Raw genomic sequence first — 22,165 nt, forward strand, 5'->3', positions numbered from 1 at the left:
GGAGGCGAGCGGGCGAGTCCCCGCCCCGAGCCGAAGGGGCGCGCCGGCGCCGAAAGGGAGAAGCGAGGAGGCCCGAGGAACGAGGGCATCGGAGCGCCGACCGTCGGCACCGGGCCCGAGCCCCCCGGAGGCGAGCGGGCGAGTCCCCGCCCCGAGCCGAAGGGGCGCGCCGGCGCCGAAAGGGAGAAGCGAGGAGGCCCGAGGAACGAGGGCATCGGAGCACCGACCGTCGGCACCGGGCCCGAGCGCCCCGGAGGCGAGCGGGCGAGTCCCCGCCCCGAGCCGAAGGGGCGCGCCGGCGCCGAAAGGGAGAAGCGAGGAGGCCCGAGGAACGAGGGCATCGGAGCGCCGACCGTCGGCACCGGGCCCGAGCGCCCCGGAGGCGAGCGGGCGAGTTACAGCAACCGGAATGCGCCGCACATCCGTCCGAGTGGGTACGGTGTCGGATCAAGATGGCGGGCGCGAGAGGGGCGAGGGTGGCCAGGAGAAGGCGCAGCAAGGAGCTGGGCGAGGAGCTGGGCGACGAAGTGGCGCCCCGCCGCCGCGGTCCGGTGCGCGCGCTGCTGCTCGTGCTGGTCGGGCTGCTCGGCCTGGCGTTGGTCGCGGGCCTGGCGGTGGTCGGGATCTGGTGGTTCGGGTTCCGGCCGGGCGTCTCCGAGGAGTGCTCGGTGAAGACCGCGGCCGGCAGCGGCACGCTGGAGCTGCCGCAGGCCGCCAACGCGGCGACGATCGCCGCGGTGGCGCGGTCGCGCGGGCTGCCGGACCGGGCGACGGCGATCTCGCTGGCGACCGCCATGCAGGAGTCCAAGCTGCGCAACCTCGCGGGCGGTGACCGGGACTCGATCGGCCTGTTCCAGCAGCGGCCGTCGATGGGCTGGGGCACCCCGGCGCAGATCGCGGACCCGGTGTACGCGACCAACAAGTTCCTGGACGGCCTGGCCAAGGTGCCCGGCTACACCCGGATGCCGCTGACCGACGCGGCGCAGGCGGTGCAGAAGAGCGGCTACCCGCAGGCGTACGCCAAGCACGAGACCAAGGCGACCCTGCTGACCTCGGCGCTGGCCGGGCGCGAGCCGGCCTCCTTCACCTGCGTGGTGCACGACTACGCCAAGCCGGACCCGGCCGACTCGCCGTCGCCGACCGCGGGCGCCTCGGCCACCCCGGTCGCGCAGCCGGACCGCGCCCAGGTGCTGTCCGACCGGGTGCGCCGGGAGTTCGGCCGCACCGTCACACCGGCCACCGGCTACACCTCGACGATCAAGGGCGCCGAGAACGCGGTCTCGCTGACCCCGGACCCGGCCACCGCGGCGCTGACCTCCTCGGCGGACGCCGGCGGCGACGCCGGGGCGAACGCGGAGCGGACCAGCGGCTGGGAGGTGGCCCACTGGGCGGTCGCGCAGGCCCAGCAGCTGGGCATCGCGACGGTCGCCTACGACGGGAAGATCTGGCGCAAGAGCAAGTCCGAGGACGGCTGGCAGACCCAGACCTCGGGGACGTCGACCAAGCTCGTTCAGGTCACCCTGGCCCCGTACGACAAGAGCTGACGTACAGACGTACGGGTTGCCGCCGGACGGGTGATTCCGGTCAACTCCGGTGGACCGACCGCCCGTTCCGGCGAACCCGGGTGGAGAACCGTCACTCCCCTTGGCCGGGGCCGATCCGACGGGGTGCGGCGGGGTCCGGTGGACCCCGCCGCTGTGGTCATACGATCCGATGGTCGGTTGGGAACTTTCCTTGCCCCGGCCGAAACCTTCTGGCTTCTCAAGCGGTAACAACCTCGTCCGCCCGGTCCCGTCCAGGCCCGGTCGTCCACCCGGCGGACGGGACGGACCCAGACCCCTTCGAGGAGCCCCATGTCTCACCCCCTCACGCGCCGGATCGCCCAGGCCGCGCTCGTCGTGGCCGCCGGAGCGACCCCGCTGGTCGCGGCCGGCTCCGCGTCCGCCCTGGGCGGGGACGCCCTGCTTCCCAAGAGCGACCTCGCGGCGCCGCTGGGCCAGCTGACCAACACCGACACCGGTTCCACCCTGCAGCACACCACCCACCAGCTCGGCCAGGCGGCCGGCACCACCGGCGCGGCCACCGTCGCCGCGGGCGTGCCGGCCTCCGCCGACGCCGCCGGCAACATCGTCGCCCACCAGCTCCCCGAGGCGAACGAGAAGGCCGGCTCGCTGACCGCCCCGGTCGACCAGACCGCCGCCACCACCGGCCAGCTCTCCGCCGCCACCCCGAAGGTCGCCTCGACGCTGGCCGGCAAGCTCGGCGAGGCCGTCACCGGCAAGGGCATGGGCATGGGCACCCGCAGCGCCAACGCCGGCGCCAGCCCGGTCGGCGGGCTCGCCCAGGCGGGCGCCGTCGCCCAGGCCCTGCCCGGCGCCGACAAGCTCTCCGGCGCCGTCCCCGGCACCAACGCCGTCACCGACGCGCTGCCGCTCAGCTCGGTGGAGCGCGCGCTGCCGGTCGGCACGGTCGAGCACGCCCTGCCCGGCGGCCTGCCCGGCACCGACGTCCTGGGCCTCGCGGAGCACGGCTCGGCCAACCGCCTCGGCGGCGCCGACCTCGGCCCGAACAACCCGCTCTCCGGCCTGACCGGCGCGCTCGGCCCGGTCAGCGGCCTGCTGGGCGGTGCCAACGGCGGCAGCATCAGCGGCCTGCCGCTGTAGTCCGCGGTAGCCCCCGGTAGTCCGCACAGGCCGAAGGGGCCGGTGTTCCCGCTCGGAACACCGGCCCCTTCGACGTGTCGTCAGCGCGCCGCGTTCAACCGCTCGACGGCCGCGGCGACCCGCTCGTCGGTCGCGGTGAAGGCGACCCGGACGAAGCGCTCGCCGGCTGGGCCGTAGAAGTCGCCGGGCGCCACCAGGATGCCCAGAGCCGCCAGTTCGGCCACGGTCTCCCAGCACGGCCGGTCCTGGGTCGCCCACAGGTAGAGGCTCGCCTCGGAGTGCTCGACGCGGAAGCCGTACGCCTCCAGCGCCGCCCGCAGCGCCGAGCGCCGGGCCGCGTACCGCTCCCGCTGCTCGGCCACGTGGGCGTCGTCCGCCAGCGCCGCGATCGTCGCCGCCTGGACCGGCGCCGGCACGATCATGCCGCCGTGCTTGCGCACCTCCAGCAGCTCCTTGACCACCACCGGGTCGCCCGCCACGAAGGAGGCGCGGTAGCCGGCCAGGTTGGAGCGCTTGGAGAGCGAGTGGACGGCCAGCAGACCCTCGTGCTGCGTTCCGTCGGCAGGGCCGCCGCAGACGTCCGGGTGCAGGACGGAGACCGGGTCTGCCTCCCAGCCCAGCTCCAGGTAGCACTCGTCGCTGACCAGCAGCGCCCGGTGCTCCCGGGCCCACTCGACGGCGCGGCGCAGCTCGTCCCCGCCGAGCACCCGGCCGGTCGGGTTGGACGGCGAGTTCACCCAGAGCAGGCGCACCCGGGAGCCGTCCAGCTCCTCCACCGAGTCGTACTCGACCGGCTCGGCGCCGCACAGCCGGGCGCCGACCTCGTAGGTCGGGTAGGCCAGCCGCGGGTAGGCGACCTGGTCGCCCGGGCCGAGGCCGAGCTGGGTCGGCAGCCAGGCCACCAGCTCCTTGGAGCCGACGGTCGGCAGCACGGCCTGCGGGCCGATCTCGGCGCCGCAGCGGCGGTGCAGCCAGCCGGCGATCGCCTCGCGCAGCTCCAGCGGGCCCCAGACGGTCGGGTAGCCGGGCGTGTCGGTGTGGGCGGCCAGCGCCTTCTGGATCACCTCGGGGACCGGGTCGACGGGGGTGCCGACGGAGAAGTCGCAGAGGCCGCCCGGGTGGGCGAGGGCGGTGGCCTTGTAGGGCTCCAGCTTGTCCCAGGGGAAGACGGGCAGCCGGTCGGAAACGCGGCGCGCCGCCCCCGGGTGGCCCGGGAACGGCGCGCGCGTGCTGTTCGTGCTCACAGCTCAGTAGCCACCGATCGTCAGTGGTCGGCGTTCTGCGGCGGCAGAGCGGCGATGAACGGGTGGTCCCGCTCGATCAGGCCGAGCTTCGAGGCGCCACCGGGCGAGCCCAGGTCGTCGAAGAACTCGACGTTCGCCTTGTAGTAGTCCTTCCACTCCTCCGGAGTGTCGTCCTCGTAGAAGATCGCCTCGACCGGGCAGACCGGCTCGCAAGCGCCACAGTCGACACACTCATCCGGGTGGATGTAGAGGGAACGCTGGCCCTCGTAGATGCAGTCAACCGGGCACTCTTCGATGCACGCCTTGTCCTTCACGTCGACACAAGGCTGCGCGATGACGTAGGTCACGCTGTCGTTCCTCCTCGGAAGGGCCCTGGCGGCCCGTTCTGTTCTGCTCGCGTGCGCGGTGAGCGCGGCGTCGTCGATGCCCGCCCCTAGTATCGCGGGTCGGAGACCGCAAATGCACAGGAGGTGGCCGGATCATGACTCGGGACCCGCTGGACAGCCGTCCGGAAGTCCGGATAGATCGCTCTGACGTGGGACGACGCGTGTCCGTGCGACGGGTGTCCGAGTTCGTGGACGACCGTCCGGTGTTCCGCGATGTGATCGGGGTGCTCACATCGTGGGACGATCATGGCCTCACCGTAGCACCGCGCTCGGGCGAGCCGGTCTCCTTCCCGGAGAAACTGCTGGTCGCGGGCAAGGCCGTCCCGCTGTTCCCGGTCCGGCGCGTGCCGCAGCCGGCCGCCACGCCCGTCGAGCTGCAGCGGATCGCCGGGCGCGGGTGGCCCGGGGTCGAGCAGGAGGCGCTCGGCGAGTGGACCCTGCGGGCCGCGTCCGGGTTCACCCGGCGGGCCAACTCCGTCCAGGCGCTCGGCGAGCCGGGGCTGCCGCTGCCGGACGCGCTGGCCGCCGTCCGGGACTGGTACGCGGCACGCGGCCTGCCCGCGCTGGTCGAGGTGGTCACCCCCGGGACGGCGGACGAACTGCGGGCGCTGCTGGGCCCGCCGCGCTCGCCGACCCTGGCGCGCACGGCCCCGCTGGCCGGGGTGGCCCGGGCCGGCGCCGGGCACGACCGGGTCCGGCTCTCGCGGACCGCGGACGCGGACTGGATGTCGCTGTACGGGCGGCTGAGCGAGGACCCGGCGGTGCGGGAGGCGGCCCGACGGGTGCTGCACGGCGGCCCGTCGGTCTGGTTCGCCACCGCGCCGGGCGCCCCCGGGCAGCCGCCGCTGGCGATCGGACGCTGCGTCATCGACGGGCCCTGGGCCTGCTTCGGCGCGATCGAGGTCCAGCCGTACGCCCGGCGGGCCGGGCTGGCGACGGCGGTCATGGCGGTGCTCGCCGCCCGGGCGGCCGAGGAGGGGGCGAGCGGCGCGTACCTGCAGGTCGAGGCCGGGAACGACGGTGCGATCGCGCTCTATGACGGACTCGGCTTCACGACCAGTCACACTTACCACTACGCACCTCTGCCCCAGGGGTAGCCACCCGACCGTTACATCCTCGTTTGTCCGCTTGTCCGTCCGTCGCACGAAGGCCGTCGTCGTCACCGTGACCGAGCAGAGCAGAGACCGCTTCCGGACCGCCGCCCGCGCCGAGCAGCCCGACCCGGTGCTGCTCTGCCTGCTCGCCGCCGCCGAGCACGGCCCGGTCCTCGACCCGGGCGACGTCGGCGAGCCGCCCGGCGTCGACGCCCTGCTCGCCGCCTGCGAGGCCGCGCTGGACCGGCACGCGGCCGCCGTACGGCTCGCCGTCGCCGAGCGCTCGCCCTCCGGGCCGGAGGAGACCGCCGCCCTGCTCGCCGCCGTCCTCGGCGGGCGGGAGCGGTTCCACGGGCGGATGTCCGACTACCGGCGGTTGGAGTCCTCGCTGCTGCCGGACGTGCTGCGGCGCCGGCGCGGACTGCCGATCATGCTCTCGCTGGTGTGGACTGCGGTCGGACAACGGGCCGGACTCGCCGTCCACGGCATCGGGCTGCCCGGCCACTTCATCGTCGCGGTCGGCGGCCCGGCCGGCGGCGAGGAGTACGTGCTCGCCGACCCCTTCCACGGCGGTCGGCTGCTCGACCCGGCCGACGTCGAGCAGCTGGTCGCCGCCGCCGGGCACGAGTTCACCCCCGACCTGCTCACCCCCGCCCAGCCGCTGGACATCGTGCTGCGGGTGCTCGGCAACATCCGGGTCTGGGCCGCCGACCGGCCCGAGCACGCCCGCACCCAGCTGTGGGCCACCGAGCTCGCCCTGCTGCTCCCCCGGCACCCGGCTCAGCTCCGGCTGGAACGGGCCGAACTCCTGGTGCGGATGGGGGACTTCCTCGGCGGTTCGGCGGAGATGGACGCCTACGCGCAGATCCTGGACGCCTTCGACCCGGACGGCGCCGCCAAGGTCCGCCAGGAGGCCCGGGCGGCCCGGCACCGGCTCAACTGATCGTCCGCGGGGTTACAGCCAGCCCTTCTCCCGGGCGATCCGGACCGCCTCGGTGCGGTTGCGGGCCTCGGTCTTCTGGATCGCCATCGACAGGTAGTTGCGGACCGTCCCCTCCGACAGGTGCAGCCGCTTGGCGATGTCCGCGTTCACCGCGCCGTCGGCGGCCGCCCCCAGCACGTCCCGCTCGCGCGCGGTCAGCGGGTTGGCGCCCTCCGCCAGCGCGGCCGCCGCCAGCGCCGGGTCGATCACCCGCTCACCGCGCAGCACCCGGCGGATCGCCTCGGCGAGCTCGGAGGCGGGCGCGTCCTTCACCAGGAAGGCGTCCGCGCCGTACTCCATCGCGCGGCGCAGATAACCGGGGCGGCCGAATGTCGTCGCGATCACCACCTTCGTCCGCGGCGCCTTGCGGTGCAGCTCGGCGGCCGCCTCGATGCCCGTCATGCCCGGCATCTCGATGTCCAGCACGGCGACCTGCACGTCGTTCGCCAGCACCGCCTCCACCACCTCGTCCCCGCGGCCCACCTGCGCGACGACGTCGATGTCCCCCTCCAGCCCGAGCAGCGCCGCCAGCGCCTCGCGGACCATGCCCTGGTCCTCGGCGAGCAGCACGCGGATCGAGGGGCTGTTCTCTGTGTTACCCATGGTCAAGACCATAGAGGGAGGCTTGAGTCTCCTGTAGGGGGAGACGCCAAGGTGGACCGCATGGACGGCAACGACCCGCTCTACTCGATCGGCGACCTCGCCCGGCGCACCGGACTCACCGTCAAGACGATCCGGTTCTACGCCGACACCGGCCTCGTGCCGCCCGCCGACCGCACCCCGGCCGGTTACCGGCGCTACGACGTCCGGGCGTTGGCCCGGCTGGACCTCGTCCGCACGCTGCGCGAACTCGGGCTGGACCTGCCCGCGATCCGCCGGGTGCTGGAACGCGAGGCCCCGCTGCACGAGGTCGCCGCCGCGCACGCGGAGGCGCTCGAGGTGCAGATCCGCACCCTGCGGCTTCGCCGGGCGGTGCTGCTCGCGGTCGCCCAACGTTCTTCCAGCCCCGAGGAGATGAGACTCATGCACAAGCTCGCCAAGCTTTCCGACGCCGAACGCCGACGACTGGTCCACGACTTCATCGACGAGACCTTCGGCGGCCTGGACGCCAACCCCGAGTTCGTCGCCGTGCTGCGCTCGACCATGCCCGAACTTCCGGACGAGCCAAGGCCGGAGCAGGTCGAGGCCTGGGTCGAGCTGGGCGAACTCGTCCAGGACCCAGACTTCCGGGCGGCGGTGCGACGGATGGCCGAGCACCAGGCCGCCGAGCGGGCGGACGGCGACCGGGGCGGGCTGCACGTGGCGCTGACCGAGACCGTGCGGTCGGTGGTCGGCGGGGCTGTCGCTGAGGGCATCGCACCCTCCTCCCCCTGCGCGGACCGCGCCCTCGACTCCCTCACCGCCGCCTTCGCCGAGGCCTTCGAGCGCCCTGACGACGTCGAGCTGCGGCGCTGGCTGCTCACCCGTCTGGAGACCGCCAACGACCCGCGCGCCGAGCGCTACTGGCAGCTGCTGGCGGTCATCAACGGCTGGCCGGTCCAGGAGAGCCTGCGCGAGGTATTCGAGTGGTTCACCGAGGCCCTGCGCACCAGACTGGCAGGATGCTGACCCTGGAACTCCTCCGCCCCGACCACGCCGAAGCCGTCCTCGCCTTCGAACGCGCCAACCGCGTCTGGTTCGCCCGCACCGTCCCCGACCGAGGCGACACCTACTTCGCCGAGTTCCCGGCCCGCCACGCCGCCCTCCTCGCCGAACAGGCCGAGGGCACCTGCCGGTTCCACGTCATCCTCGATCCGAGCGGCTCCCTCGTCGGCCGCATCAACCTGGTCGACATCGCGGATGGCACCGCCGAACTCGGCTACCGCATCGCCGAATCCGCCGCCGGCCGAGGCCTCGCCAAGGCCGCCGTCGCCGAGGCCTGCCGCCTCGCCGCCACTGCGTACGGCCTGCACACCCTGACCGCCGCCACCACCCTCGACAACCCTGCCTCCCAAGCCGTCCTCACCCACAACGGCTTCGCGGTCACCGGGGAGACTCTCCTCGGTGACCTCCCCGCTCTCTCCTACCGCCGCAGCCTGGCTGCCCTCCGCCCCACGGAGTAGGAAGTCGGCCCGGCCGACTTCCTACTCCGATTCCGCCGATTCCGCCGGAACGACGTGGCGAGGATCGACGGTCCACTCGATGCCGCCGCCTGGCGGGCGAAGGTAGAGCCGCCTGCCGACGACATCCATGACGAAGCCGATGCGATTGGTGCGACGATCGTGAACCAGGTCGCCAGGCCTGGGGGTGTACATCTCGGGAGTGCTCATCAAGCGGTCCAGGGCTCGACCTGGTGGAGGCGCCGGAGCCGAAGGTTGCCATCGACGGTGAGCGTCACCAGGTTGTCGATCACCTCTACGACTTCGGCAGGAATCCGGGGCGCCCACGGCGTGCTGATCTCCCAGTCCGGAGGCACGATGGCCACCGTCTCGCCGACACCGGGAACCCAGCCGTCACTCGCGCTCACGACCCGGGCGCCCTCCCGCAGCACCTCGACCAGCTTGGCGATCTCGCGAGGAGCTGCTCCGCCCAACTCGATGACCACCACCCCCGTGGTCCTCACTGACGCCCAATCAACCCGCATCGACGGCAGCTTCACCCGCACCGCCGCCAACACCGCCTGGAGGTCGTCGAACACCATCGCCGCCTCCCGCCGGATCTCCTCGGTCTCCCGAACCAGCCTCGATCCCCTACCCGAACGGACACGCACAGCAAACCCCTCTCAACGGAGTGTCAGTGAACTAGTCCAGAATGAATAGTGACGTAGTTCACCCGCTACGGTTCCGAGTGAACTAGTCTGCTCTTACTGTCCGTCAGAACTTGGAGCGTGAGAGCGACTTGTCTGCTGGAGCCCCGAAGACCTACACCGTCATCGCCGACCACTACCGGCAGCGGATACTGTCCGGCGAGCTGGAACCGGGCACAAAGCTGCCCAGCAACAAGGAGATCTGCGGGCGGTGGGGCGTAGCCGTCGCGACCGTCTCCCGTGCGCTGCAGCACCTCCAGGTGGAGGGCTACGTGCGTACCAGTCCTCGCGGAACTTTCGTGGCGGACGATCCCCGGGTCACCGCCAGTAGCCAGGAGCGGCTGGCCCGGGTCAGCCGCCGGAAGTCGTCGCTGATGGACGGCGAGACCAGCCGGGTCACGGCCGCCGAGTTGGTCGTTCCGCCGCTGTACGTGGCCGACCTCTTCGACCTCGACAGCGGCGCGCAGATCATCCGACGCGAGTACATCGTCGGCCGGGGCAAGGCCCGGACGATGTTCGCCGTCTCCTGGTACCCCGCCCACTTCGCGGCCCTGTGCCCGGACCTCCTCAACACCAACCCCGCCCGCAACGACGGCATGACCGCCCGCGTGCTCGAAGCGACCGGCCGCAAGATCACTGCCGGGCGCGACGACATGCACGCCCGCGAGGCCACCCCACGCGAGGCCTCCGCCCTCGCGCTGGCGCCCGGCACCCCGATCCTGGCCCTCGTGCATCGCTGGTCGGACGACCAGGGGATCATCGAGTACACCGGGCCCTTCTTCCCAACCGTCTCCCCCGTTTGCGATAACCACACCCTTGGGTTTTTTGGGGGGGGGAGGTCGCCCCGCCCGCCTCCCCACACCGCACCGGGCGGTTACTCGTACCAGCGGGACCGAGTGCGTCGAAACCACGCCCTACCACGGGTTACAGCCAGCGCTGGGCGGCCTCGACGCTGTCGGCGCCGCTGGTGTTGAAGGCGACGGCGGCCTGTGGGGCGTGACGGCGGACGAGGTTGACGACGAGTTCGAAGAAGGGCAGCGCCGGTTCGGGCTTGCGGATGCCGCCGCCGATGACGACGACGTCCCAGTCCCGGTCGGCGAGGGCGGCGGTGATCGCGGGCTCGGCGGTCCCGTCGGGGGCGACCAGGGTCATCGCCGCGTCGAGGCCGTGCTCGGCGAAGCGGGCGAGTTCGGCGTCGAGGACGGCCCGCATGCCGTCGCCGTCCATGCCGGGGACGGCGTGCGGGTCGAAGCCGAGGATGAGAACGGTGGACATGCCCGACAGGACGATCGGTCCACCCGGCCGGGTTCCCGCAGGAGCGCCTTCCGGCTAGCGGACCTTGGAGGGCTCGGAAGGCTCGGAGGGCGCGGCCGTCGTCCGCAGCGGCACCGAGGCCCGCAACCGGAAGCCTTTGCCGCGCTCCCCCGGCCCGGTCTCCAGCCGCCCGCCGACCAGTGCGAGGCGCTCCTCCAATCCCGAGAGTCCGTTGCCCGGCTGGGACTTGCCCGGCCCGCGCCCGTCGTCGGCGATCTCCAGGACGGCGTAGCGCTCGCCGCTCGCCTCCCAGCTCTCGTCCGCCGCCACCGTGCACACGGTGGCGCCCTCGCCGTGCCGGACGATGTTGGTGACGGCCTCGCGCAGCGCCCAGGCCAGCGCGCCCGCCTCCTCGTTGGCCAGCGACGGCCAGGCGTCCACCAGCTCCGGCGCGGCCTCCAGCCGGACCTGCGCGGCGGACAGGGCGGTCCGGGCGGCGGCGAGCTCGACCGGCAGGGTCGGGCGGCGGAAGCCGGTCACCGCCTCGCGCACGTCGATCAGCGACTGCCGGGCGACCTGCTCGATGTCGGCGACCTGCGCCCGCGCCGCCTCGTCCTTGCCGGCGTCCATGAACCGTCCGGCCAGCTCGCTCTTCAGGGTGATCAGCGAGAGCGAGTGCCCGAGCAGGTCGTGCAGGTCGCGGGCGAGCCGCAGCCGCTCCTCGGAGGCGGCCAGGTGGGCGACGGCCGCGCGGGCCTCGCGCAGTTCCTGCATGGTGGCGACCAGCCGCTGCAGGCCGGTCATCGCGACGCCGGAGAGGAAGGCGCTGAGGGCGAAGGTGGAGGTGTTGTCGTTCCCGGCGTGGATCAGCAGGCCGGTCACGGCGGTGAGCGCGGCCATGCCCGCGAGCCCGCGCAGCGCGTAGCGCGCCGGCGCGATGATCGCCAGGCACACGGCCGCGTAGATGAACAGGGTCAGGAACGCGCCGCCGAGGACGAAGGAGGCGGCGACCGCGAGCACGGTCATGGTCGCGACGATCACCCGGCAGAGCCGTGGCTTCATCCCCGCCTGCGAGCGGAAGATCACCAGCAGGACGTAGGCGGCCACGAACCCCGCCAGGCAGCACCAGCCGAACACCTGGCCGGCCGCGCTGTGGTCCCCGTTCAGCAGGTTGCCCGCCGGGTAGGCCAGGTAGAGCATCCACAGCAGCATCCAGGCGACCTTGACCAGCAGCTGCCGCCGGGTCTCCACCGGGGAGCCGGGGACGTTCATGAACGACGCACGCGCCAGGCCCACCTGCATGTGGTCGTCGGTGCGGCGGGTCCGGCGCGTGTCACTCATGTCGATCATCATGCCTGGCGGGTGTCGCGGCGGTACAGGGCCGCCGCCGCGGCCACGAAGACCGCGAGGAAGCCGGCCAGCCCGGCCACCGCGGCCAGGTCCAGGGAGTGCCCCGGCTGGGTGAAGGTGGCCAGCTGGTTGTACAGGTGCACCGGGTTGATCCGGGCGTACGTCTCCAGGGTGCCCGTCAGCGGGAACCAGGTGCCACCGAACAACGACATCACCATGTAGGTGATCATCACGATGGTCTGCACCGAGTCCGGCGCCGCCGCGTAGCCGAGCGCGACCCCGAGCGCGGCGAAGACGAAGCTGCCCAGCCACAGCGCGGCCGTCAGCCCGAGCCACTGCGCCGCGCTCAGCGAGACGCCCTGGCTGGCGCCGACCGCGAAGACCACCAGGATCGCCGGCAGCGTGGTCACCGAGCTCGCGGCGATCTTGGCCAGGGTGTACGCCCGGCCGGGCAGCGCGGTCAGCCGCAGCTGGCGCACCCAGCCGCTCTTGCGCTCCAGCGAGATCCGCTGCGCGCTGCCGGTCAGCACCGCGCCGACCGAGCCGAAGGTGGCCATCGAGACCATGAAGTACGTCTTCACGGGCAGGCCGCCGGCCAGCTTGTCGGTGCCGTAGGCGTGGATGAAGAAGAAGTACATCAGCGCCGGGTAGGCGACGCTGAACATCAGGTAGCGCCGGTTGCGCAGGGTCCGCAGGATCTCCAGCTTGATCAGGGTGGTCATCGCACGTTCTCCTTCGCGGCCTCGTCCAGTTCGCCGGTGATGGTCAGGAAGGCCTGCTCCAGGCCCAGCCCGGCGACCTCCAGCCCGCGCGGGTACAGCCCGGAGCGGTAGAGCGCGGCGACGCTCGCGTCGGCGTCCGCCGTCCGGATCCGGACCGTCCGCACCCCCGGGGCCCGGGCGGTGACGTCCAGCGACTGCACGCCGGGCAGTGTGCGCAGCACCCCCTCGTCGAAGAACTGCCCATCCGCGTCGTGGAGTTCGAAGGAGACCCGGCGGGCTCCGGCCCGCGCCTTGATCTCCGCGGAGCTGCCGTCCGCGATCAGCCGGCCCCGGTGCAGCACGAGCACCCGGTCGGCGATCGAGTCGGCCTCCTCCAGGTAGTGGGTGGCGAACAGCACCGTGCGCCCGGCGTCGACCTCGGCCCGCATACTCGCCCAGAACGCCTGCCGGACGCTGACGTCCATACCGGTGGTGGGCTCGTCCAGCACGATCAGGTCGTTGTCGCCGGCGATGGCCAGGGCGAAGCGCACCCGCTGCTCCTGGCCACCGGACAGCTTGTCGACCCGCCGCTCCGCCAGCTCGGTGATCCCGGCGTCGGTCAGCACCCCCGTGACCGACCGACCGCGCGGGTGCACGTCGCAGGCGAGCTGGACCAGCTCGCGGACCTTGACGTCGGCCATCAGCCCGCCGCTCTGCAGCATCGCGCCGACCCGGCCGGCCTCGATGGCGGAGCGCGGCGTGCCGCCGAACAGGGTGACGCTGCCCTGGTCGGGCTCGCGCAGGCCGAGGAGCAGGTCCAGGCTGGTGGACTTGCCGGCGCCGTTCGGGCCGAGCAGGGCGACGGTCTCGCCCGGCCTCAGCACGAGGTCCAGCCCGTCCACCGCGCGCACCCGCCCGTAGTTCTTCCCCACGCCGCGGAAGGCGGCCACTTCGGCAACCATCGCTCCGTTCCTCTCCCCTGTCGGTGATGCGTCCGGTGCTGTTCGCACCACCTCAGAGTCCCGCGCGGGCGGGTGCCGGCGGCAGTGCCGGCCGTCGTGGCTTCCGCATGACGGATGTCATGCCGGCGGCCGGTACCCCCGTCACAGGAGTACCGGCCGCCGAAGGGGCTGGTCAGATCCCCAGGGAGCGCTTCACGAAGTCGACCTGGAGCAGCAGCAGGTTCTCCGCGACCTCCTCCTGCGGGGTCATGTGCGTGACGCCGGACAGCGGCAGCACGGTGTGCGGGCGCCCGGCGGCGAGCAGCGCCGAGGACAGCCGCAGGGTGTGGGCGGCCACCACGTTGTCGTCCGCGAGACCGTGGATGATCATCAGCGGCCGCTCCAGCCCGGCCGCGTAGCCGTTCAGCGAGTTCGCCTCGTACACGTCGGGCCGCTCGGCCGGGTGGCCCAGGTAGCGCTCGGTGTAGTGGGTGTCGTACAGCTCCCAGTCGGTGACCGGCGCCCCGGCGACCGCCGCGTGGAACACGTCCGGGCGGCGCAGCACGGCGAGCGCGGAGAGGTAGCCGCCGTACGACCAGCCGCGGATGGCGACCCGGTCGAGGTCGAGCGGGAACTCCCCGGCGAGCGCCTGGAGCGCGTCCACCTGGTCGTCCAGGGTGGCCCCGACGAAGTCGAAGGCGATGGACTTCTCCCAGGCCGGACCGCGCCCGGGGGTGCCGCGGCCGTCGGCGACGACCACCGCGAAGCCCTGGTCGGCGAACCACTGCGAGTTGAGGTGCGGGTTGTGGGCCTGGACGACGCGCTGGCCGTGCGGGCCGCCGTACGGGTCCATCAGGACGGGCAGCAGGCCGTCGCGCTCACGGTCGTAGCCGGTGGGCAGGAAGACGGCGGCCGGGATGCGGCGCTCGCCGGCGAAGCGGAAGACCGGGCGGGCGGTGATGACCGGGGTCTCGGCGTGGGAGGCGATGACGGCGACGTCGTCGACCACCACGCCCTCCGGCAGGTCGCGGGCGACCTGCACCAGGGTGCCCGGCAGGTCGGGCTCGGCGGTGGCCCGGACGGTGATGCCGCCGGCGTGCACCGCGCTGGTGACGGAGGTGAACGGACGGCCGTTGGAAGACTCCCAGGCGAGCCGCTTGCCGTCGTGGCTGATCCGGCCGACGGCGATCCAGCCGGGCTCGGGGTCGGTCTCCTCGGCGCCGCCGGAGGCGGTGAAGAACACCTCCTCCTCGGTGACGGCGACGACGGACCTGACGTGCAGGTCGGCCCCGGTGACGGCCTGGTCGCCGACCACCAGCGCGCGCACCCCTCCCTCGTCGGAGATCCGGACCAGCTTGCCGTCCGGGGTCCAGGCCGGGACGCCCGCGAAGGCCTCCAGCCAGGCCTCGTCGCGCTCCTCGAACAGCACGTCGGTGGCGCCGGTGGCCACGTCCAGGCCGAGGATCCGCTGCGTGCGCTGGTCGCGGGACTCGACCAGCAGCAGCGGCACCCCGCCCTTCGACCAGTGCACCCGGGCCAGGTACGGGAAGGCCTCGCGGTCCCAGGACACCTCGGTGCGCCCGCCGTGCAGGTCGAGCACCCAGAGGCCGACCTCGGCGTTGGCGGTGCCGGCCGCGGGGTAGGCGACCTCGGCGGGCTCGCGGTCCGGGTTGGCCGGGTCGGCGATCCACCAGCGGCGCACCGGGCTGTCGTCGGCGCGCTCGACCAGCAGCCGGTCGCTCTCCGGGGACCACCAGAAGCCGCGGTCGCGGTCCATCTCCTCCTGGGCGATGAACTCGGCCTGGCCCCAGGTGACGTTGGGGCCGTCCGGCTCCGCGAGCGCCCGGTCGCCGGTGCCGTCGGTACGGGTCAGCCGCAGCTCGCCGATGGTGTTGGCGTAGGCGACGTGCGCGCCGTCCGGGGAGAGCCGCGGGTCCAGCAGCGGGCCCCGGGCGGGCAGTTCGGCGGTGGCGCCGGTGGCCAGGTCGGCGGTGAACAGCCGGCCGGACAGGGCGAAGGCGGCGAGCTTCCCGTCCGCGTCCAGGGCGTAGCCGACGACGCCGGCCGAGCCCTCGCGGCTGCGCTCGCGGCGGGCCTTCTCGGCCGGCGAGAGGTCCTCCTCGCCGCCGCCGAGCAGGACGGCCGGGTCGGCGGCGATCCGCTCCTCGCCGGTAGCGGTGTCGAGGGTCCAGAGCAGGTTGGCCCGGTCGCTGCCGGAGCGCGAGCGGAGGAAGACGACCCGCGAGCCGTCCGGTGCGACGGAGAAGGAGCGGGGCGCGCCGACGGTGTAGCGCAGAGTCCGCGCGTACTGCCGGGGGAAGGTGTCCGCAGGGGTGTGGGAGGTCATGGCACCAGACCCTACGACGGCGGACTCCCACAGCCGGGTGACTGGTGATCACTCGTTCGGAGCATCGTCGCGAAGTACGCCCCAAAGAGGTCCAAACCCCCTCCGACCGGCCCATGCGCCGCACGAGTGCCCCGATGCCCGGGCGCGCGCGGACTCACTGAATGTAATGCTCCCCTTACCTATCGGGTATGACTGGTCGGGCGAGTGACCGTCGGGTCCGTCCCGGCCCCGGTCACCCGACCCCGATTCCCGTACGGTCCCACCGCCGGCCCTCCCCAGGGGTCGGCGCCCGAGAAGGGGTGTGAGCCGACATGGCCATGAACATCTCCGCCGTCGCGCTGATGCTGACGATCGTGGTGGTGCTGGTCCGCCGCTCCGACCTGAAGCCGACGCACGCCATCGTCTGCGCGCTGCTCGGCTTCTACCTGGCCTCCAGCTCGATCGCCCCGTCGATCACCCAGGTCACCACCAACCTCGCCGGAATGCTCAACGGCCTGAAGCTCTGACCCGCAGCCGCGGTCGTTAGGCTTCCTCCCATGACCGCGACTACCGGCCGCAGCCTCCTCCTGGTGCACGCCCACCCCGACGACGAGTCGATCGGCAACGGCGCCACCATGGCCCGGTACGCCGCCGAGGGCGCCCGGGTGACGCTGGTGACCTGCACCCTCGGCGAGGGCGGCGAGGTGATCCCACCCGAGCTGGCCCATCTGACGGCCGATCGGGACGACAGCCTCGGCGCGTACCGGATCGGCGAGCTGACCGAGGCGATGCGCGCCCTCGGCGTCACCGACTTCCGCTTCCTCGGCGGCCCGGGGCGCTACCGCGACTCCGGGATGATGGGCGTGTCCGACAACGACGTCCCCGGCTGCTTCTGGCGGGCCGACGTGGACGAGGCGGCCGGCCACCTGGTCGCGGTGATCCGCGAGGTGCGGCCGCAGGTACTGGTCACCTACGACGAGAACGGCGGCTACGGGCACCCGGACCACATCCAGGCGCACCGGGTCGCGATGCGCGCGTACGAGCTGGCCGCCGACCCGGCGCACCGCCCGGAGCTGGGCGGGGCCTGGCGGATCTCCAAGGTGTACTGGAACCGGATGCCCCGCTCGGTGATCGAGGCCGGGCTCGCCGAGACCGCCGCCAAGGCGCCGTTCCCGGGCGTCGCCCAGCCCGCCGACGTGCCCGGGGTGGTGGCCGACGAGGCCGTCACCACCACGCTGGACGGCGCCGGGTACGCGGGGCGCAAGGCCGCCGCGATGGCCGCGCACGCCACCCAGATCACCGTGGACGGCGCCTTCTTCGCGCTCTCCAACGACCTCGGCCAGCCGCTGTTCGCCACCGAGTACTACCAGCTGGTGCGCGGCCAGGCCGGTCCGGAGCGGCCCGAACACGACCTGTTCGCGGGCCTGGAGCACGACACCGAGCCCGAGACCGCCACTGAGGGGACCGTCCGATGACCGCGCCCGCCACGCCGCCGCGCCGCTCGTTCGCGGCGACCGTCCTCGGCACCCAGAAGGAGCGGCTGGCCGAGCCTCAACCCCCGCGCGCCGTCCGGATCGCGGTGTATGTCCTGTTCTTCCTGCTCGGCATCGCGGTGTCGGTCTGCGGATCCTTTGTGCAGGCCCTGTGGCCGCCGGTGGGGGTTCTGCTGGCGCTCGCCGCGAGCGTCGCGACCTTCTACGCCGGTCTCCGGATCACCGGCACCCGGCTCGGCGCCGCGATGCCCGCGGCCGGCTGGTTCCTGGCGATGCTGCTGATGATGGTGCCCCGGCCGGAGGGCGACAACGTGCTGTGGTCCAACGCCACCTCGCTGGCCTGGCTGTTCGCCGGCTCGGTCCTGGGCGTGATCTGCGCCACCCTGCCCACCCGTGGCAGCTGGTTCCCGGGGGTGCCCAACTCCCCGCGCTGATCCCGCCCGCGAGCGGCGAACGGCACCGCGCACGACGCGCAGTCAGGACCATACGGCCGTACTCTCATACCGGAGGAACCGGACGTATCAGGATCTGTCCGAAGCCGTTCACCGCTCAGTTCTTCCCAGTATGGTGGTCCCGCAGTACGTCGAACCCGACCGTCGGTCGCAGAGACAGGCCCAGGGCCCGGCGACCACGAACCGCGGTCGCGCCGCACGGCCCGCCCGCGAACCCGGAGCAGAGCAGCATTGAGCAGCCGCGAATCTGACAACGCCAACCCGACGCCCCGGCGCACGGGTCCGGACGCCTACCCGTCGGGCACGCCGCCCTACGGCACCCCGGGGTTCCCCGGCGGCGACCGGGCCGCGGCCGGTGCCGACCAGGGCGCCGCGTCGGGCGGCGAGGACGACGGTCCGAAGACCGAGACCACCCTGACCACCCGGGTCCGGATCAACATCCCCGGCTCGCGCCCGATCCCGCCGGTCGTCGTCCGCAGCACCGTCAAGAACGAGGACGGCCCGGGCGAGCAGGCCCCGGCCGCCGCCGAGCCGGGCAGCCCGCGGCACCGCTCCGCGCCCGCCTCGCCCGTCCTCGGCGTGATGGAGGGCGGCGGCCGCGCGGCCACCCCGCCGCACCTGCCGCCGGAGTGGCAGATCCCGCCGATCCCGCCGGCGACCTCCGAGTCCGAGTCCACCGGCGCGTGGTTCCGGCCGCGGCAGAAGAAGGCCCAGGCCGCCGAGCCCACCCCGGCCGCCGTGCCGGCCGGCGCCCCGAGCGCACCGAAGGCCCCGGCCGGGCCCGGCACCGCCGCCGAGGCCGGTCCGCAGGGCGCCCCGAACGGCACCCGCCCGGCCCCGGCCGCCGCCGCGGCCCGCCCGAACGGCCGCCCGGTGCCCGCCCCGGGCAAGTCGCCGAACCAGGCCCCCGCCGCACCGTTCGGCGCCGAGACGCCGGCCGAGGAGCCCGGGGTGTACGAGGCCGCCGACCCGTTCGCCCCGACCGGCCCCGAGGCCGGTCCGCGCGGCCCGCGCGGCGGCCGCCCCCAGCAGCAGGCCCAGCAGTCGGCCCCACGGCCGAACGGGGCCCAGCCGAACGGTGGCCGACCGAACGGTGGCCGGCCGAACCGGCGGCAGCAGAACGGCGCGCAGGGCGCGCCGGGTCTGAACGGCCGTCCGCAGGGCCCGGCCACCGCCGAGCCCGGTCCGGAGGACACCTCCGTGGACGGCTTCGCGCCGATCCGCGAGAACACCCCGCCGCCGGCCGCCATACCCGGCCTGCCCCAGAACGGCGCCCAGCGCGGCGGCGACGGCCGTCCGCAGCCGGGCCTGTTCGCCTCGGCCCCGACCGGCGCCGACCCGTTCGCCACCCAGCGTCCGGCCGCCCCCGGCCAGGACCCCTTCGGCCCCCCGGCGGCCCCCGGCGGGCTGTTCCCGGGCGCGCCGCAGCCCGCCCCCGGCGGCCCCCTGCAGGCCGGCCGCGACCCGGAGGCCACCGAGCTCACCCCGCTGCCGACCCCGGCCCCCGGCCCGGGCCCGGAGGCGGCCCGGCCCGCTCCGGGCGGTCCCGCCGGCCCGGTCCCGCCCGGTCCCGCCGCGCAGTCCGCCTCCGCACCCAACCCCGCCCCGGCTCCGGCCAAGGCCGAGCCGGCCGCCCCCGCCAAGGGCAAGGACAAGGCCAAGGGCGGCGGCGCCAAGAAGCTGGTCAAGCTCGGCGTCTACGCCGTCGGCGGCGTGCTCTTCCTCGGCGCCGCCGCGTACGGCACCGGCCTGATGCTCAACCAGTCGGACGTCCCCAAGGGCACCGTGGTGCTCGGCACCGACATCGGCGGCAACAGCCGTGACCAGGCGATCCACGCCCTGGACGATTCGGTCGGCAAGGCCGGGCAGCAGCCGCTCAAGCTGAAGATCGGCGACCAGAGCGTCGACCTCGACCCGACCGTCGCGGGGCTGAGCTTCGACACCACGGCCACCGTGGACGGCCTCGCCGCGCACAGCTACAACCCGGTCGACGTCATCAAGTCGCTCGAGGGCGGCAGCAAGGCGGTCGCGCCGCAGGTCCGGGTCGACCGGGCCAAGCTCAAGGCGGCGCTGGACTCGCTGGCGGCCGGCTCGGGCCAGGGCCTGCAGGAGGGCTACGTCAAGTTCGGCGACACCGGCGACCCGGTCGTGGTGCCCGGCAAGGCCGGCCAGGCGGTGGACTCCAACGCCGCCCTGGACGTGGTCGAGCAGGCCTACCGCGACCGCGCCGACGGCAAGCCGGACCAGCCGATCGCGCTGGCCGTCACGGCCGCCCAGCCCAAGGTCTCCACCCAGGCCCTGCAGGCCGCCGCCGACGGCCTCGGCAAGCAGGTCGTCAACGGCAAGATCCACATCGTGGCCGGTGCCAAGTCCTGGGAGTTCGGCGGCAAGACCGCCGCCAAGGCGCTCACGCTGGTCCCGGACGCCTCCGGCAAGATCGTGCCCAAGTGGGACCTCGACGCGCTGGGCTCCCAGCTGAACGGCGTGTTCGACAAGGTGAAGGTCAAGAAGAACGGCCAGACCGGCACGATCACCCCGCAGGACGTCGCGGACGCCGTCACCTCGCTGTTCGACAAGACCGGTGACAAGGACCGCACCTTCAAGTTCACCGTTGTCTGACGGACCGGACACGAACGAGGGGCGGGCCCGCTGCCGCAGTACCGGCAGACGGTCCCGCCTCTCGACAACTCCACCTCCCGGTCAGCAAGATGTGACGCCACACCTTCCGTCACAGCGACCCCGGGAGCCACGCCGATGAGCAGCCGCCTCCAGCACCACCGGACGGCACTGCTCGCCGGCCTCACCGTCCTGACCCTCTCGCTCGCGCTCTGCTCCTGCTCCTCCGGGCAGGGCGACGCGGCCGCGGACGCGATGCCGAGCGCCGCAGGGGTGCCCAAGCTCACCTCGATCGACATCAACCAGCACGACCGCTCCGAGCTGCGCCAGGGCGGCACCCTGAACCTGGCGATCACCCAGTTCTCCCACCAGTGGTCGCCGATCCACACCGACGGCAGCGAGTCCTCGACCATCGCCGTCACCAAACCGCTGCTGCCGACCCTCTTCCGCTCGGACGCGGCCGGCACCCAGACCGTCAACCCGGCCTACCTGCAGGAGGCGCACGCCGACTTCAAGGACGGCCGGCAGGTGGTCACCTGGACGCTCAACCCCAAGGCCCACTGGTCCGACGGCACCCCGATCACCTGGCGCGACATCGAGGCCAACTGGCACGCCCTGAACGGCAGGAACCCGGCCTACCGACCCTCCAGCAGCACCGGCTTCGAGCTGGTCTCCTCGGTCGAGCGCGGCAAGGACGACTTCCAGGCCGTGATGACCTTCGACCAGCCGTTCTCCGAGTGGCAGTCGATGTTCAACGGCGCCGCCAACGCCCCGCTGCTGCCGGCCTCCAAGGTCTCCACCCCGGAGCTGTTCAACTCGGCCTACCTGGACGCGATCCCGCTCACCGCCGGCCCGTTCAAGGTCGACCGCCTGGACCCGGCCGCGCAGACCGTCACCCTGGTCGCCGACCCCACCTGGTGGGGCGACAAGCCGATGCTGGACAAAATCGTCTTCCACGCCATGCTGCCCAACGCGATGGGCCCAGCCTTCGCCAAGGGCGAGATCGACCTCTTCAACAACGGCCCCGACCTGGCCGGCTACCAGGTCATCAAGAACACCAAGGGCGCCGCCGTGCGCCGGGCCGGCGGGCCGGACTTCCGGCAGATCACCCTGAACGCCCGCACCCCGGCGCTCGGCGACCCGTCCGTCCGCCAGGCCGTGTTCCAGGCGATCAACCGGGACGCCCTGATCCGCTCCGACCTCAACGGCCTGGACTGGCCCGGCGTCCCGCTCAACAACCACCTGCTGGTCGCCAACCAGAACGGCTACCGCGACAACTCCCTCGGCCTGTCCCGCTTCGACCCCGCCGAGGCCGCCCGCAAGCTGGACGCGGCCGGCTGGAAGCTCGACGGCGACGTCCGGAAGAAGGACGGCCGCGAGCTGAACCTGCGGATGATCGTCCCGGCCGGGGTCGCGGTGGCCCAGAACGAGGCCACCGGCGTCACCAAGATGCTCAAGGACGTCGGGATCAAGGTCACCACGGTGACCGCCGCCGCCAACGAGTTCTTCGACAAGTACGTCAACCGCAACGACTTCGACCTGGCCGCCTACGCCCTGCTCGGCACCCCGTTCCCGGCCAGCGGCAGCCGGGCCGGCTTCGCGCAGAACGGCGGCGCCAACCACGTCGGCGCCGGCAGCGCGGCCGCGGACGCCGCGCTCGACCGGGCCGCCGCCGCGACCGACGCCGCCACCGCCTCCGAGGCGATCAACCAGGCCGACGGCGAGCTCTGGAAGGTGGCCGGCGTGCTGCCGCTCTACCAGCGTCCGCAGCTGTACGGCGCCCGCGCCGACCTCGCCAACGTCGGGGCGCAGGGGCTGTCCGACATCGTCTGGGAGAACGTCGGCTTCACCAAGTAGGGCCGCCCGGCGTCCGGTCGG

At 73.4% G+C, this 22,165-nt stretch carries 22 protein-coding genes; 12 read left to right on the forward strand and 10 right to left on the reverse strand.

The window, feature by feature from the left end; translation table 11 throughout:
• Positions 1 to 476: 476 nt before the first annotated feature.
• Entirely contained in the window at positions 477 to 1,544 is a 1,068-nt protein-coding gene (locus tag ACFQ87_RS31785) for a hypothetical protein (RefSeq protein WP_380614324.1), read from the forward strand.
• Between the two features lie 309 nt (positions 1,545 to 1,853).
• Positions 1,854 to 2,663 carry a hypothetical protein gene (locus tag ACFQ87_RS31790; protein WP_380614325.1) on the forward strand — a complete coding sequence of 270 codons (810 nt, stop codon included), beginning with the start codon at positions 1,854 to 1,856 and terminating at the stop codon, positions 2,661 to 2,663.
• Between the two features lie 80 nt (positions 2,664 to 2,743).
• Here ACFQ87_RS31790 and dapC read toward each other — a convergent pair whose 3' ends face one another.
• Together dapC and fdxA are read right to left on the reverse strand one after the other, a co-directional pair.
• Positions 2,744 to 3,907, reverse strand: coding sequence for a succinyldiaminopimelate transaminase (dapC, locus tag ACFQ87_RS31795; RefSeq protein ID WP_380614326.1), 1,164 nt, complete (start codon positions 3,905 to 3,907; stop codon positions 2,744 to 2,746).
• Positions 3,908 to 3,927: 20 nt separating this feature from the next.
• The gene (gene fdxA, locus ACFQ87_RS31800) at positions 3,928 to 4,254 is read right to left on the reverse strand and encodes a ferredoxin (protein ID WP_030287402.1); all 327 of its coding nucleotides are present in this window, start codon (positions 4,252 to 4,254) and stop codon (positions 3,928 to 3,930) included.
• Positions 4,255 to 4,388: 134 nt separating this feature from the next.
• On the opposite strand from fdxA, the gene ACFQ87_RS31805 reads away from it, so the two are divergent.
• Together ACFQ87_RS31805 and ACFQ87_RS31810 are read left to right on the forward strand one after the other, a co-directional pair.
• Positions 4,389 to 5,390: a GNAT family N-acetyltransferase gene (locus tag ACFQ87_RS31805; RefSeq protein WP_380614327.1), complete on the forward strand. Its 1,002-nt coding sequence runs from the start codon at positions 4,389 to 4,391 to the stop codon at positions 5,388 to 5,390.
• Positions 5,391 to 5,421: 31 nt separating this feature from the next.
• Positions 5,422 to 6,330 carry a transglutaminase family protein gene (locus ACFQ87_RS31810; protein WP_380614328.1) on the forward strand — a complete coding sequence of 303 codons (909 nt, stop codon included), beginning with the start codon at positions 5,422 to 5,424 and terminating at the stop codon, positions 6,328 to 6,330.
• A 12-nt stretch (positions 6,331 to 6,342) separates the two neighbouring features.
• Here ACFQ87_RS31810 and ACFQ87_RS31815 read toward each other — a convergent pair whose 3' ends face one another.
• A complete protein-coding gene (locus tag ACFQ87_RS31815) occupies positions 6,343 to 6,972 on the reverse strand; it encodes a response regulator transcription factor (protein WP_380614329.1) in 630 nt (209 codons plus the stop codon).
• Between the two features lie 60 nt (positions 6,973 to 7,032).
• On the opposite strand from ACFQ87_RS31815, the gene ACFQ87_RS31820 reads away from it, so the two are divergent.
• Positions 7,033 to 7,977: a MerR family transcriptional regulator gene (locus ACFQ87_RS31820; protein ID WP_380614330.1), complete on the forward strand. Its 945-nt coding sequence runs from the start codon at positions 7,033 to 7,035 to the stop codon at positions 7,975 to 7,977.
• Positions 7,971 to 8,471, forward strand: a complete 501-nt coding sequence (locus ACFQ87_RS31825; RefSeq protein ID WP_380614331.1) for a GNAT family N-acetyltransferase — start codon at positions 7,971 to 7,973, stop codon at positions 8,469 to 8,471. The genes ACFQ87_RS31820 and ACFQ87_RS31825 overlap by 7 nt, the downstream gene beginning before the upstream one ends.
• Positions 8,472 to 8,492: 21 nt before the next feature.
• Here ACFQ87_RS31825 and ACFQ87_RS31830 read toward each other — a convergent pair whose 3' ends face one another.
• Together ACFQ87_RS31830 and ACFQ87_RS31835 are read right to left on the reverse strand one after the other, a co-directional pair.
• Positions 8,493 to 8,678, reverse strand: a complete 186-nt coding sequence (locus ACFQ87_RS31830) for a hypothetical protein (protein WP_380614332.1) — start codon at positions 8,676 to 8,678, stop codon at positions 8,493 to 8,495.
• Positions 8,678 to 9,049 (reverse strand): hypothetical protein, encoded by a 372-nt coding sequence (locus ACFQ87_RS31835; protein ID WP_380614333.1) that lies wholly within the window; start codon positions 9,047 to 9,049, stop codon positions 8,678 to 8,680. The genes ACFQ87_RS31830 and ACFQ87_RS31835 overlap by 1 nt, the downstream gene beginning before the upstream one ends.
• Positions 9,050 to 9,228: 179 nt before the next feature.
• On the opposite strand from ACFQ87_RS31835, the gene ACFQ87_RS31840 reads away from it, so the two are divergent.
• Positions 9,229 to 10,128, forward strand: a complete 900-nt coding sequence (locus ACFQ87_RS31840) for a GntR family transcriptional regulator (RefSeq protein WP_380614334.1) — start codon at positions 9,229 to 9,231, stop codon at positions 10,126 to 10,128.
• Here ACFQ87_RS31840 and ACFQ87_RS31845 read toward each other — a convergent pair.
• From ACFQ87_RS31845 to ACFQ87_RS31865, 5 genes are all read right to left on the reverse strand, one after another.
• A complete protein-coding gene (locus tag ACFQ87_RS31845) occupies positions 10,079 to 10,429 on the reverse strand; it encodes a hypothetical protein (RefSeq protein ID WP_380614335.1) in 351 nt (116 codons plus the stop codon). The genes ACFQ87_RS31840 and ACFQ87_RS31845 overlap by 50 nt on opposite strands.
• A 54-nt stretch (positions 10,430 to 10,483) precedes the next feature.
• Positions 10,484 to 11,749 carry a sensor histidine kinase gene (locus ACFQ87_RS31850; protein WP_380614336.1) on the reverse strand — a complete coding sequence of 422 codons (1,266 nt, stop codon included), beginning with the start codon at positions 11,747 to 11,749 and terminating at the stop codon, positions 10,484 to 10,486.
• Positions 11,750 to 11,757: 8 nt separating this feature from the next.
• A complete protein-coding gene (locus tag ACFQ87_RS31855; protein ID WP_380614337.1) occupies positions 11,758 to 12,480 on the reverse strand; it encodes an ABC transporter permease in 723 nt (240 codons plus the stop codon).
• On the reverse strand, positions 12,477 to 13,421 hold the full coding sequence (locus ACFQ87_RS31860; RefSeq protein ID WP_380614338.1) for an ABC transporter ATP-binding protein: 945 nt from the start codon (positions 13,419 to 13,421) through the stop codon (positions 12,477 to 12,479). Before ACFQ87_RS31860 ends, ACFQ87_RS31855 begins: the two co-directional genes overlap by 4 nt.
• Before the next feature lie 172 nt (positions 13,422 to 13,593).
• On the reverse strand, positions 13,594 to 15,747 hold the full coding sequence (locus ACFQ87_RS31865) for a prolyl oligopeptidase family serine peptidase (protein ID WP_380614339.1): 2,154 nt from the start codon (positions 15,745 to 15,747) through the stop codon (positions 13,594 to 13,596).
• Between the two features lie 311 nt (positions 15,748 to 16,058).
• On the opposite strand from ACFQ87_RS31865, the gene ACFQ87_RS31870 reads away from it, so the two are divergent.
• From ACFQ87_RS31870 to ACFQ87_RS31890, 5 genes are all read left to right on the forward strand, one after another.
• Positions 16,059 to 16,253, forward strand: coding sequence for a DUF2304 domain-containing protein (locus ACFQ87_RS31870; RefSeq protein WP_380614340.1), 195 nt, complete (start codon positions 16,059 to 16,061; stop codon positions 16,251 to 16,253).
• A gap of 30 nt (positions 16,254 to 16,283) precedes the next feature.
• Positions 16,284 to 17,201 (forward strand): N-acetyl-1-D-myo-inositol-2-amino-2-deoxy-alpha-D-glucopyranoside deacetylase, encoded by a 918-nt coding sequence (gene mshB / locus ACFQ87_RS31875; protein WP_380614341.1) that lies wholly within the window; start codon positions 16,284 to 16,286, stop codon positions 17,199 to 17,201.
• Positions 17,198 to 17,653: a DUF6113 family protein gene (locus ACFQ87_RS31880; protein WP_380614342.1), complete on the forward strand. Its 456-nt coding sequence runs from the start codon at positions 17,198 to 17,200 to the stop codon at positions 17,651 to 17,653. Before mshB ends, ACFQ87_RS31880 begins: the two co-directional genes overlap by 4 nt.
• Before the next feature lie 249 nt (positions 17,654 to 17,902).
• Complete coding sequence (locus ACFQ87_RS31885) at positions 17,903 to 20,290, forward strand: peptidoglycan binding domain-containing protein (RefSeq protein ID WP_380614343.1); 2,388 nt, start codon at positions 17,903 to 17,905, stop codon at positions 20,288 to 20,290.
• A gap of 135 nt (positions 20,291 to 20,425) precedes the next feature.
• Positions 20,426 to 22,144 (forward strand): ABC transporter family substrate-binding protein, encoded by a 1,719-nt coding sequence (locus ACFQ87_RS31890; protein ID WP_380614344.1) that lies wholly within the window; start codon positions 20,426 to 20,428, stop codon positions 22,142 to 22,144.
• Positions 22,145 to 22,165 lie beyond the last annotated feature (21 nt).

Origin of the sequence: Kitasatospora sp. NPDC056531, from assembly GCF_042794375.1 — a bacterium.
Taxonomy (GTDB): domain Bacteria; phylum Actinomycetota; class Actinomycetes; order Streptomycetales; family Streptomycetaceae; genus Kitasatospora.

Excerpts from the sequence above, each read along its gene's own strand:
- ACFQ87_RS31790 (WP_380614325.1), top strand. The coding sequence starts at position 1,854 with ATGTCTCACCCCCTCACGCGCCGGATCGCCCAGGCCGCGCTCGTCGTG.
- ACFQ87_RS31805 (WP_380614327.1), top strand. The coding sequence starts at position 4,389 with ATGACTCGGGACCCGCTGGACAGCCGTCCGGAAGTCCGGATAGATCGC.
- ACFQ87_RS31815 (WP_380614329.1), bottom strand. The coding sequence starts at position 6,972 with ATGGGTAACACAGAGAACAGCCCCTCGATCCGCGTGCTGCTCGCCGAG.
- ACFQ87_RS31820 (WP_380614330.1), top strand. The coding sequence starts at position 7,033 with ATGGACGGCAACGACCCGCTCTACTCGATCGGCGACCTCGCCCGGCGC.
- ACFQ87_RS31825 (WP_380614331.1), top strand. The coding sequence starts at position 7,971 with ATGCTGACCCTGGAACTCCTCCGCCCCGACCACGCCGAAGCCGTCCTC.
- ACFQ87_RS31830 (WP_380614332.1), bottom strand. The coding sequence starts at position 8,678 with ATGAGCACTCCCGAGATGTACACCCCCAGGCCTGGCGACCTGGTTCAC.
- ACFQ87_RS31835 (WP_380614333.1), bottom strand. The coding sequence starts at position 9,049 with ATGGTGTTCGACGACCTCCAGGCGGTGTTGGCGGCGGTGCGGGTGAAG.
- ACFQ87_RS31845 (WP_380614335.1), bottom strand. The coding sequence starts at position 10,429 with ATGTCCACCGTTCTCATCCTCGGCTTCGACCCGCACGCCGTCCCCGGC.
- ACFQ87_RS31850 (WP_380614336.1), bottom strand. The coding sequence starts at position 11,749 with ATGAGTGACACGCGCCGGACCCGCCGCACCGACGACCACATGCAGGTG.
- ACFQ87_RS31855 (WP_380614337.1), bottom strand. The coding sequence starts at position 12,480 with ATGACCACCCTGATCAAGCTGGAGATCCTGCGGACCCTGCGCAACCGG.
- ACFQ87_RS31860 (WP_380614338.1), bottom strand. The coding sequence starts at position 13,421 with ATGGTTGCCGAAGTGGCCGCCTTCCGCGGCGTGGGGAAGAACTACGGG.
- ACFQ87_RS31865 (WP_380614339.1), bottom strand. The coding sequence starts at position 15,747 with ATGACCTCCCACACCCCTGCGGACACCTTCCCCCGGCAGTACGCGCGG.
- ACFQ87_RS31870 (WP_380614340.1), top strand. The coding sequence starts at position 16,059 with ATGGCCATGAACATCTCCGCCGTCGCGCTGATGCTGACGATCGTGGTG.
- mshB (WP_380614341.1), top strand. The coding sequence starts at position 16,284 with ATGACCGCGACTACCGGCCGCAGCCTCCTCCTGGTGCACGCCCACCCC.
- ACFQ87_RS31880 (WP_380614342.1), top strand. The coding sequence starts at position 17,198 with ATGACCGCGCCCGCCACGCCGCCGCGCCGCTCGTTCGCGGCGACCGTC.
- ACFQ87_RS31890 (WP_380614344.1), top strand. The coding sequence starts at position 20,426 with ATGAGCAGCCGCCTCCAGCACCACCGGACGGCACTGCTCGCCGGCCTC.